The following is an 11173-nucleotide window of genomic DNA, read 5'->3' as shown; positions in this document are numbered from 1 at the left end:
GTGCACTCGACAGGATTCGAACCTGTGACCGCTCGGTTCGTAGCCGAGTACTCTATCCAGCTGAGCTACGAGTGCATTTGTTGCCGCGCATTATAGGCCGTTCAATCTCTATGTAAAGCTATTTTTTCGAGTAATTTCAACAACTTACCGAAAAAACCAGATTGCAACGTACTAAGCAAATAATGGCGGAGAACGGGGGATTCGAACCCCCGACACCCTTTTGAGGTGTACTCCCTTAGCAGGGGAGCGCCTTCGGCCACTCGGCCAGCTCTCCGCAACACGGGGCGTATATTAACCACGTTCATCCCCGTTTGCAAACATAAAAAACGATAAAAATTAAAGGCTTGGTTCTTCGTCCTTCTCTTTCTTGATCCGCAGGTAGATTTCCTCGCGGTGGACCGCTACCTCTTTCGGAGCGTTAACCCCGATACGTACTTGATTGCCTTTGACGCCGAGCACGGTCACGGTGATTTCGCCATCACCGATAATCAGGCTTTCTGCGCACCGACGAGTCAGAATCAGCATACCTTTCTCCTCACGCATTTCAGTTCAGGAACAACAGTCTGCAAAAAAAAGGCCTTCGACCTACGACCAAAAGCCATAGCCCTACCGCCTAAGTATTGTCGAGCCCACGCAAAAGAACATGCGCCCCACAAAAAAATGAAAGGCGCGGTAAACCGCGCCTTCCTGGCATCGCATCACTCGCCCTGTCGGGCCGGAGCGTCCAGCTCAAAAGCGGTATGCAGCGCGCGTACAGCCAGTTCCAGGTACTTCTCTTCGATCACCACCGAGACTTTGATTTCCGACGTGGAGATCATCTGGATGTTGATGCTTTCCTTGGCCAGGGCCTCGAACATGCGGCTGGCAACGCCGGCATGGGAACGCATGCCCACACCCACGATCGACACCTTGGCAATCTTGGTATCGCCGACCACTTCACGGGCGCCAATCTCGCTCGCAGTGTTCTGCAGGATCCGCTCCGCCGCATCGTACTCGTTACGGTGAACGGTGAAGGTGAAATCGGTGGTGTTATCGTGCGAAACGTTCTGCACGATCATGTCGACTTCAATGTTGGCACCACTGATCGGGCCAAGGATCTTGAAGGCCACGCCTGGGGTGTCTGGCACGCCACGGATGGTCAGCTTGGCCTCATCGCGGTTGAAAGCGATGCCGGAAATGATCGGCTGTTCCATGGATTCCTCTTCATCAATAGTAATGAGGGTGCCCGGACCCTCTTTGAAGCTGTGCAATACGCGCAGCGGAACGTTGTACTTGCCGGCGAACTCCACCGCACGAATCTGCAACACCTTGGAACCGAGGCTGGCCATTTCCAGCATCTCTTCAAAGGTGATCTTGTCCAGGCGCTGGGCCACGGACACGACACGCGGGTCGGTGGTGTAGACGCCGTCCACATCGGTGTAGATCTGGCATTCATCGGCCTTGAGGGCCGCTGCCAGTGCCACACCGGTGGTGTCCGAGCCGCCACGACCGAGGGTCGTGATGTTGCCGTGCTCGTCCACACCCTGGAAACCCGCTACAACTACCACGCGCCCGGCTTTCAGATCAGTACGAATTTTCTGATCATCAATTTGCAGAATGCGCGCCTTGGTGTGCGCGCTGTCGGTGAGAATGCGCACCTGACTGCCAGTGTAGGACACCGCCGGCACGCCACGCTTGTTCAGCGCCATGGCCAGCAAGGCGATGGTCACCTGCTCGCCGGTGGACACGATCACATCCAGCTCACGCGGCAACGGTTGTTGATCGCCGCTGATGGCCTTGGCCAGATCGATCAGGCGATTGGTCTCGCCGCTCATGGCCGACAGCACCACCACCAGGTCGTCGCCGGCATCGCGGAATTTCTTAACCTTGTCGGCGACCTGCTCGATTCTTTCAACAGAGCCGACCGAGGTGCCTCCAAATTTTTGTACGATCAAAGCCATTTCTAAGCCGCCTCAGCCCGTAAAGGGGCGCCCAATAAACAAATCTTCCAGCACCTTGGCGAGCCCATGACTAGACCATGGGCTCATTAACAGTGCCTTAAATACCTGCCTCGACAAACGGCACGGTCAGGGCCAGCGCTGCGTCCAGGGCACCGGCGTCTACACCACCGCCTTGCGCCATGTCCGGACGACCACCGCCCTTCCCGCCCACTGCCGCGGCGGCTTGCTTCATCAAATCACCGGCCTTGAGTTGGCCAGTCAGGTCTTTGGTTACACCGGCAACCAGAACGACCTTATCCTCATGGACACCGCCGAGCAGGATCACTGCGCGGCCGAGCTTGTTCTTCAACTGATCGACCAAGGCCAACAGCGCCTTGCCGTCCTGACCGTCCAGGCGCACAGCCAGGACCTTCACACCCTTGACGTCCAGCGCGCTGGTCGACAGATCGTCGCCCGCCGCACTGGCCGCCTTGGCCTGCAACTGCTCCAGCTGTTTTTCCAGTGCACGGTTGCGCTCCAGGACAGCCGACAGCTTGTCGATCAGGTTGTCACGGCTGCCCTTGACCAGGCCGGCCGCTTCCTTGAGTTGTTCTTCAGCCGCATTGAGGTAGGCCAGGGCCGCAGCGCCGGTCACCGCTTCAATACGACGGACACCCGAGGCCACACCGCCTTCGCTGATGATTTTCAGCAGGCCGATGTCGCCGGTGCGGTTGGCGTGGATACCGCCACACAGCTCCACCGAGAAGCTGCCGCCCATGCTCAGTACGCGCACTTCGTCGCCGTACTTCTCGCCAAACAACGCCATGGCGCCTTTGTTTTTGGCGGTTTCGATGTCGGTTTCTTCGGTTTCAACCGGGGTGTTCTTGCGAATCTCGGCGTTGACGATGTCTTCCAAGGCCTTGATCTGCTCAGGCTTGATCGCTTCAAAGTGGCTGAAGTCAAAGCGCAGGCGCTGGCTATCGACCAACGAACCCTTCTGCTGCACATGCTCGCCCAACACTTGACGCAACGCGGCATGCAGCAAGTGAGTGGCCGAATGATTCAAAGCAGTTGCATGCCGTACGTCGGCATCGACCTGGGTGTCGACCGGCGCACCGACCGTCAGGTTGCCCAGCACCAGCACACCGTGATGCAGGAACGCACCGCCGGTCTTGGTGGTGTCGCGCACTTCAAAACGGCCGGACGTCGAGCTCAGGAAGCCACAGTCACCAATCTGGCCGCCGGATTCGGCGTAGAACGGCGTCTGGTCCAGGACCACAACAGCCTCATCGCCTTCGTTCAATACGTCGACCGACTTGCCGTCTTTATAAAGCGCAACGATCTTCGCCGAGCCGGCGGTGGCCTTGTAGCCGGTGAATTCGGTCGGCACGTCAACCTTGACCAGGGTGTTGTAGTCCAGGCCAAAGGAGCTGGCGGAACGGGCGCGTACACGCTGCGCTTCCATCTCACGCTCAAAACCGGCTTCATCGATGGTCAGCTCGCGCTCGCGGGCGATGTCGGCGGTCAGGTCCATCGGAAAACCGTAGGTGTCGTACAGCTTGAACACCACGTCGCCCGGTACCACGGAGCCTTTGAGCTCAGCCAGGTCCTGCTCGAGGATCTTCAGGCCGTGCTCCAGGGTCTTGGAGAACTGCTCTTCTTCTGCCTTGAGCACGCGCTCGATGTTGGCTTGCTGCTGCTTGAGTTCCGGGAAGGCTTCGCCCATCTCGGCAACCAGCGCGGCCACGATCTTGTAGAAGAAGCTGCCGGTGGCGCCCAGCTTGTTACCGTGACGGCAGGCGCGACGGATAATGCGGCGCAGCACATAACCGCGGCCTTCGTTCGACGGCAGCACGCCGTCGGCGATCAGGAAGCCGCAGGAACGAATGTGGTCCGACACGACCTTGAGCGAAGACTGGTTTTCGTTGGCGCAGCCAATGGCGGCAGCCGACGCGCTCAGCAGGTTGGTGAACAGGTCGATTTCATAGTTGGAATGCACGTGCTGCATGACCGCACTGATCCGCTCCAGGCCCATGCCGGTGTCCACCGACGGCGCCGGCAGCGGATGCAACACGCCATCGGCGGTGCGGTTGAACTGCATGAACACGTTGTTCCAGATCTCGATGTAACGGTCGCCGTCTTCTTCCGGCGAGCCCGGCGGGCCACCCCAGATGTCGGCGCCGTGATCGTAGAAGATCTCGGTGCAAGGGCCGCACGGGCCGGTATCGCCCATGGTCCAGAAGTTGTCGGACGCGTAAGGCGCGCCCTTGTTGTCGCCGATGCGAATCATGCGCTCAGCCGGCACCCCGATTTGCTGGGTCCAGATGTCGTAGGCTTCGTCGTCCGTCGCGTAGACGGTGACCCAGAGCTTTTCCTTCGGCAGTTTCAGCACGCCGGTCAGGAAGGTCCAGGCGAAGGTGATCGCATCTTTCTTGAAATAGTCGCCAAAGCTGAAGTTGCCGAGCATTTCGAAGAAGGTGTGGTGGCGCGCGGTGTAACCCACGTTTTCCAGGTCGCTGTTCTTGCCGCCGGCGCGTACGCACTTCTGGCTGCTGGTGGCGCGGGTGTAGGCGCGCTTTTCCTGGCCCAGGAAGCAGTCCTTGAACTGGTTCATCCCCGCGTTGGTGAACAGCAGGGTGGGGTCATTGCCTGGGATCAAGGAGCTGGAGGCTACACGCGTGTGGCCTTGCTCTTCGAAGAAGCGAAGGAAGGCTTCACGGATTTCTGCGCTTTTCATTAGGTTCTTCCACGGAGTCTGCGGCCAAAGGCCAGTGCGCAACATCATCAGACGGAGCGACGGCAAAGGGCCGCATTATATCGGCCCTTTGCCGGTGGTACAGCGTGTTTATGCGATAGAAACAGTCAATTAGACGGTCTGCACGGTCATTTTCGGGAAAACTCGACAAATGTCTGCACGACTTGCTCGATCTGCGCCCGGCTCACATCCAGGTGCGTGACCAGGCGCAGGCGTGGCGCGGCGCTCAACGTGATCCCGCGCTCGGCGGCAAAGGCTTTCAGGGCCTGCGCCCGGTCATCGACTTGCACGTAGACCATGTTGGTCTGTACTGGCTCCACGGCGTAGCCCGCGTTGCGCAGTTCATCGCCCAGCCAGCGGGCATTCGCGTGGTCATCCGCCAGCCGCTGTACCTGGTGATCGAGCGCGTACAGCCCCGCCGCTGCCAGTGAGCCCGCCTGGCGCATGCCGCCACCGACCATCTTGCGCAGGCGTCGCGCCTTGGCGATCAGTGCGGTAGAGCCGCACAGCACCGAGCCAATCGGCGCACCGAGGCCCTTGGACAAACACACTGACACCGAGTCGAAATGCTGCGCAATTTCCCGTGCGTCCACGCCGAGCTTGACCGCCGCGTTGTAAAGACGCGCGCCGTCCAGATGCAGGGCCAGGCCGTGTTCACGGGTAAATGCGCGTGCTCTGGCCAGGTACTCCAGCGGCAATACCTTGCCTTGCATGGTATTTTCCAGCGCCAGCAGGCGAGTACGCGCGAAGTGGAAGTCGTCGGGCTTGATCGCCGCCAGCACCTGGTCCAGGTCCAAAGAGCCATCCGCCTGCACTTCCAGCGGCTGCGGCTGGATCGAACCCAGCACCGCCGCACCACCGCCTTCGTATTTGTAGGTGTGGGCCTGCTGACCGACGATGTATTCCTCGCCGCGCTCACAATGGGCCATCAACGCCAGCAGGTTGCTCATGGTGCCGGTGGGCACGAACAACGCCGCCGCGAACCCCAGGCGCTTGGCGAGTTCAGCCTCCAACTGGTTGACGCTGGGGTCTTCGCCATACACGTCATCGCCGCTGGCGGCATTGGCCATCGCGTCGAGCATGCCGGGGGTGGGTTGGGTCACGGTGTCGCTGCGCAGGTCGATCACAGACATGAAACAAGCCTCTAAGGGATTCATTGAGTTTCTTATGAGGATGATTACTGCGGGCAAAGCCACGGAATATCAAGCCCCGCGTTTGCTCAATCGAATACCAACCAAACAAACCGATATAGGTTATCGATACGACGATCGTGCAGTTTTTGAAAAACCATGTTAAAAACTCTCCGCCGCCAGGGTTCTGGCGGCAACGTTCTCAGGGCGGGGTGCAATTCCCCACCGGCGGTAATTGCACGCAATGTGCATAGCCCGCGAGCGCTTGGCGCCTCGAACTGCTCACGCAGGACGGCGACAAGGTCAGCAGACCCGGTGTGATCCCGGGGCCGACGGTCATAGTCCGGATGAAGAGAGAACGGGATTGGCACCTAAGGGCCGCGCGCTGACTTCATGCTTGCATGACGCAGCTGTCCGTACCCTTAAATCCCATTCGATTCATAACGCCCTGTTTTTTTCTTAAACAGGAGTCAGAACATGCAACCCACCGCAATCGACAGCAAAAGCAAAAACCACCACGGCGAGCGCGTCGCATTTATCCAGGCCTGCTGGCACAAGGATATTGTCGACCAATCGCGCAAAGGTTTCCTCGCCGAAATGATCGCCCAGGGCTACCAGGAATCGGACATCGATTTCTTCGAAGTCGGCGGCGCCTTTGAAATGCCCCTGCACGCCAAACTGCTGGCCAAGACCGGCCGCTACGCCGGTATCGTTGCCGCAGCGCTGGTGGTGGACGGTGGCATCTACCGTCACGAATTCGTGGCCCAATCGGTGGTCAGCGGCCTGATGCAGGTACAGCTGGAAACCGAAGTGCCGGTGTTCTCGGTGTCCCTGACCCCGCATCACTTCCACGCCGGCAGCGAACACACCACGTTCTTCTACGAGCACTTCGTGCACAAAGGCCAGGAAGCCGCGCGCACCTGCGCCGACACCCTGCACAAGGTTCGCGCGATCCGTCGCAGCGAGCAAAAACTGGCGGTCTGAAGCAGGCTCAGCCCGCATTGAAAAAAGCCCCGGCAAGCTCGCTTGCCGGGGCTTTTTTATTGGAGCCTGCATATCTACCGCTGCAACTGCGCATTCCTCCCGTTAAGTAAGGCCTGCACCCCTTACTTGAAATCGGAGGAACCGCGACATGCTCCCGACCCGAAACGCTGATGGCGTCTACGTCATCAATGCAAACACGCTCACTGACAACCCCAGGCGCGACCCCACCCATGAGCGCCCGAGTGGCCCAGGTTTTATCGAAGTGCATCGAATTCTTGAGGATGAAAATGTACGCATCGAGCGCAAATTGTTCAGGCATGAAGACGTTGATCAACTGTGCATCACCACCTTTGAAAAACCTGACACCGTCAATATTTTTGCCGCTGCGCCTCCTGTCGACGAAACGCTGGTACTGACCGCGCAAATCAACCAATCGCGCTACGAGATCACGCTCAACTGGCGCATGCAAACGCTGGTACTCGACACCCAGGACGGCAACGACCGAATACATATTGAAGATAACGTGCTTGTGCCGGTCTTCGTTTTCAGCGGCGAAGGCGACGACCGCGTGGTGAGCGGCGCCAGAATTGCCAGCCTGTACACAGGCCCCGGGGATGACTTCATCGCTGTCCTCAACGGCGCGTGCCACGTGGAGGCGGGCCACGGAAACGATGAGGTGCATGGCTACCAGGACACCCACCTGACGGTGTATGGCGGTCCCGGCCAAGACGACATCAGCGGCGGCAACGGCACCAGTTTCATTGATGGCGGTGAAGGTGATGATCATATTGTCGGCGGGCGAGGCGCCAACATCCTCAGCGGCGGCCCCGGTAATGATCGGATCAAGGCCGGTCCAGCCGGCAATGTCATCTATACCGGCGAGGGCGTTGACGACGTCAAACAGCTCAAGGCCAACGATGTCACCTATTTCAGTTGGCGCAGCAGCCTCACCGTAGACTGCGCACTGGCGCTGCATCCAGAGCTCCCAGAGCAATGGCCCCCAGGTGAGCTGGCCTCCCATGCCATCCACCTGGAGCCCAGGCCCTTGGCGCGCAGTGGCATTGCGATTCAAGGCAGTGCGCCATTCGTTGAGCGGGTCAACGACGACTTGCGTCTGCTCCTCGCCTCGCCCACAGGCCAGCGGTTACTGGCCGAACTGGAGCGCGCGGCCCTGCACAGCGGGCAACCGGTGACGATCCATGAGTTTTACCCCAAACCCAACGGACAATTCACCCCGGACCCGGCCACCGCCTCCTGGCCTTTTATCGACAATGACCACCCTGGCCGCGCGTCTTACGGCGGCAAGGTCTGGTACAACACGACGGATGTGCAACCTGGGACGCCCAGCCTCATCAACCTGTTCCACGAGCTGTGCCACGCCTACAACCACGTCAGCGGGACCCTGTTGCGTGGCAGCAGCCTGGACGGCATCGACGGTCTCAAGCCGCGCGCTGAAGTGGACAACTCGGAACTGCAGGCTGTGGGGCTGCCAACGGGGGCCGCGCCCTTCGACTTCGACCGCGACCCGAGCACCCCGCCCACCACGACCAATCCACCCGCTTTCAGTGAGAACGGACTGCGCCGAGAGCTTGGGCTACCGCCGCGCAAACAGTACCTGGAAAGTTAACCCAGGCCCTGCTCGGTGGTCGGCACGATCAAAATCCCCGCCCGCAGGCCATTCTTCACCTTCGGGTTGGGGAAGATGATGCGTGCGCCCTCCTCCTCGATCACCCAGCGGGTCTTGGCCACGTCTTCGGCGAGCAGATACCCCTTGGCCAGCGGCGAAAAGTTCTCGACGTCAGCCGGCAGGTGCAGCAGGAACGCGTCGCTGTGCTTGATGACTTCGCGCGACACGGCGAACAGTTGCAGGCCGTCGAGGCTGTCAGTCTCAGGCTCGGTGCCTTCGATGATGTGCGTCAGGCGCGTTTCCAGGCGTGACACGTCCACGCCCTGGTTCTGGCCGAACGGCCGCGCCTTGCCCAGTTCGAGGGTGAAGGCTTCGGCCTCAAGCTGCTCGTAGGTGAACGCGCTGAAGGTGATCGACGTCTTGTTTTGCAGCAGCACCGCTTCCATGCCGGCAGCGCGCAGGCGGGCGAGCTGGTGGCGCGAATGCTGACGCCCGTCTTTCCACGGGTACAAGGCGAACTGCTCGATCTTCGAGCCACGAATGGCGGTGTGCAGGTCGTAATGCAGGCGCGAACGGCCGGGCAGGCTGAAGAAACTGCGGGCCAGTTGCTCAAGCTCGGCGGCGCGCATGGCTTCGGGGCCGATGTTTTTTTCGTGACGGCCGTTGAACAGCCGGTTGACGTCCAGTTCGAGGTAACGCTCGCCGCGGCGCATGGCCTCGGGGTTGCCGAACAGGAACAGAATACGGGTGCGGGGCTTGATCTCGCCCCGGGCAATGCCATGCAACAGGCGGTCGAGCAATTCGATCGGCGCGGTTTCGTTGCCATGGATGCCAGACGACAGCAGCAAGTCGCTGCCGTTGTCCAGTGCCTGCGGCGGGCGCACTTCGAGTGCGCCCTCGCTGAGCCAGCGCATCTGCACGCCGTCGACAGTCAGTTGAATTTTTTGCGCCGGTTCGCGACCGGCGAGGGTCAGTTCAAGCAGTTTGCCGAGGGCGAGCATACGCAGCTTCCTTAGTGGTTGCAGCCTGGGCCATGAACGTGGTCGTCGTCATCGCCTTCGACTTCGGCCGGTTCCATTTCCAGTTGCAGGCTCATCAGGTTGGTGGCCAGTGGGCGCATCAGCAGGTTGGCGTACTCGGCGTCACCTTCTTCCACGTCCACACCGATCAGCAGTTGGCCACGGCCGTCGTGCTGGATCCAGATTTCCTTGCCCTGCCACACCACGGCAACGCGGGTGCAGGAGGTTTCCAGCTGGGTGCCGTCGGTGTCTTCAAGGATCAGTTTCAGGGTGTCAGTGGTCATAAATAGTTCTCAGCCGTGCGGAATTAATTGATCTGGAAAGGATAAACCGAGCCCAGTTTAAGGATTTGCGTCAGTTCATCCAGTGCCGTCCGGCACTCAAGCAGCAATTGCGGGTCAGCCAGGTCGCTTTCACGCAGGCTGTCGCGGTAGTGCTTGTCGACCCATTGGGTCAGCGTCTCGTACAACGGCGCCGTCATGATAACGCCTGGGTTCACCGCCGCCAGTTCCGTTTCATTCAACGCCACGCGCAAACGCAGGCACGCCGGGCCACCGCCGTTCTGCATGCTTTGCTTGAGGTCGAAGACTTTCACCTCGCGGATCAGCCCGCCGGACGCCGTCAGGCCTTGCAGGTATTGCCAGACGCGTTCGTTGGCGCGGCATTCTTCCGGCACGATCAGCAGCATCGAGCCGTCGGCGCGGGTCAGCAACTGGCTGTTGAACAGGTAGGAACGCACAGCGTCCTCGACGCTGACCTGGGCGCGCGGCACACACACCGACTGGAAATTGCCGCCCAGTTTGCCCAACTTGCCCTGCAACTCGGCCAGCATCTGCTCGGTATTGAGGAACGCGTCCTCGTGATAGAACAGCACCTCGCCATTGCCCACCGCGATCACGTCGTTGTGGAACACACCGGCATCGATCACCGCCGGGTTTTGCTGGGCGTAGACCACGCCGTCATCCTTCAAGCCATGCAGGCGGGCCACGGCCTGGGACGCTTCGAGGGTCTGGCGCGCCGGGTATTTCTGCGGCGCCGGGTAACGGGTGTCGAACGCGCTGCGGCCAAACACGAAGAACTCGACGCCGGCCTCACCGTACTCACGGCAGAAACGCGTGTGGTTGGCTGCGCCTTCGTCGCCAAACTGCGCCACCGCCGGCAAAGCCGCGTGGTGGGCGAAGTGCTTCGCATCGGCAAACATCGCCCCCAGCACGCGGCTGGTGGTTGGGTGTTCGATGCTGCGGTGGTACTTGCAGTTGAGGTTGGCGGCGGTGAAATGCACGCGGCCATCGGCGGTGTCGGCGCTTGGGCTGACAGTGGCCGCGTTGGCCACCCACATGCTCGACGCCGAGCAGCTGGCGACCAGCAACGGCATGGCGTGCTGGGCCGCTTGCTGGATGACCTGGGCGTCGGTGCCGCTGAAACCGAGGGTGCGCAAGGCAGCCACGTCAGGACGTTCCTGCGGCGCCAAAACCCCTTGCACAAAGCCCATGTCCATCAGGGCTTTCATCTTTTGCAGGCCCTGCAACGCCGCTTCCTTCGGGTTCGAAGACTGCTGGCTGTTGCTCTGGGACGCGACGTTGCCATAGGACAAACCGCCGTAGTTATGGGTCGGCCCCACTAGACCGTCAAAATTGACTTCATAGGATTTCATCGGCGAGGCTCCACGAACATCTGTTTTTATAGGCATCAATAGCAGTCTTCACAACACCGCTGCTCTCAATCTGTAAACCCGATCA

The 11173-nt window shown here is 60.3% G+C and carries 9 protein-coding genes, 2 tRNA genes and 1 riboswitch; of the genes, 2 read left to right on the top strand and 9 right to left on the bottom strand.

Going from position 1 to position 11173, the window contains the following annotated elements; all coding sequences use genetic code 11:
- Position 1: 1 nt before the first annotated feature.
- The 6 genes from WBB95_RS20050 to ltaE all read right to left on the bottom strand — a co-directional run bounded on the left by WBB95_RS20050 (position 2) and on the right by ltaE (position 5807).
- Positions 2–75 (bottom strand) — tRNA-Arg (locus WBB95_RS20050).
- 108 nt (positions 76–183) lie between these two features.
- Positions 184–274 (bottom strand) — tRNA-Ser (locus WBB95_RS20045).
- A 62-nt stretch (positions 275–336) separates the two neighbouring features.
- Positions 337–525: a carbon storage regulator CsrA gene (gene csrA, locus WBB95_RS20040; RefSeq protein WP_003175645.1), complete on the bottom strand. Its 189-nt coding sequence runs from the start codon at positions 523–525 to the stop codon at positions 337–339.
- A gap of 173 nt (positions 526–698) precedes the next feature.
- Entirely contained in the window at positions 699–1940 is a 1242-nt protein-coding gene (locus tag WBB95_RS20035) for an aspartate kinase (protein WP_424489160.1), read from the bottom strand.
- A gap of 97 nt (positions 1941–2037) precedes the next feature.
- A complete protein-coding gene (alaS, locus tag WBB95_RS20030) occupies positions 2038–4656 on the bottom strand; it encodes an alanine--tRNA ligase (protein ID WP_424489159.1) in 2619 nt (872 codons plus the stop codon).
- A 146-nt stretch (positions 4657–4802) separates the two neighbouring features.
- Complete coding sequence (gene ltaE / locus WBB95_RS20025) at positions 4803–5807, bottom strand: low-specificity L-threonine aldolase (RefSeq protein ID WP_424489158.1); 1005 nt, start codon at positions 5805–5807, stop codon at positions 4803–4805.
- Between the two features lie 191 nt (positions 5808–5998).
- Positions 5999–6168: riboswitch (FMN riboswitch) on the top strand.
- Positions 6169–6281: 113 nt separating this feature from the next.
- Between ltaE and WBB95_RS20020 the strand changes: the two genes are divergently transcribed.
- On the top strand, positions 6282–6788 hold the full coding sequence (locus WBB95_RS20020; RefSeq protein ID WP_395610937.1) for a 6,7-dimethyl-8-ribityllumazine synthase: 507 nt from the start codon (positions 6282–6284) through the stop codon (positions 6786–6788).
- 148 nt (positions 6789–6936) lie between these two features.
- The gene (locus WBB95_RS20015; protein ID WP_424489157.1) at positions 6937–8415 is read left to right on the top strand and encodes a M91 family zinc metallopeptidase; all 1479 of its coding nucleotides are present in this window, start codon (positions 6937–6939) and stop codon (positions 8413–8415) included.
- Here WBB95_RS20015 and astE read toward each other — a convergent pair.
- Genes astE through astB form a run of 3 tightly spaced genes read right to left on the bottom strand, consistent with a single transcriptional unit; the run spans position 8412 to position 11088 of the window.
- Entirely contained in the window at positions 8412–9416 is a 1005-nt protein-coding gene (gene astE / locus WBB95_RS20010; protein WP_424489156.1) for a succinylglutamate desuccinylase, read from the bottom strand. The genes WBB95_RS20015 and astE overlap by 4 nt on opposite strands.
- A gap of 11 nt (positions 9417–9427) precedes the next feature.
- Positions 9428–9718 (bottom strand): topoisomerase II, encoded by a 291-nt coding sequence (locus WBB95_RS20005; protein ID WP_071493983.1) that lies wholly within the window; start codon positions 9716–9718, stop codon positions 9428–9430.
- A gap of 23 nt (positions 9719–9741) precedes the next feature.
- Positions 9742–11088: an N-succinylarginine dihydrolase gene (gene astB / locus WBB95_RS20000; protein ID WP_424489155.1), complete on the bottom strand. Its 1347-nt coding sequence runs from the start codon at positions 11086–11088 to the stop codon at positions 9742–9744.
- Positions 11089–11173: the final 85 nt, after the last annotated feature.

The organism is Pseudomonas sp. (assembly GCF_049645325.1).
GTDB lineage: Bacteria > Pseudomonadota > Gammaproteobacteria > Pseudomonadales > Pseudomonadaceae > Aquipseudomonas.
This window is presented reverse-complemented; position numbering and strand designations above follow the sequence as displayed.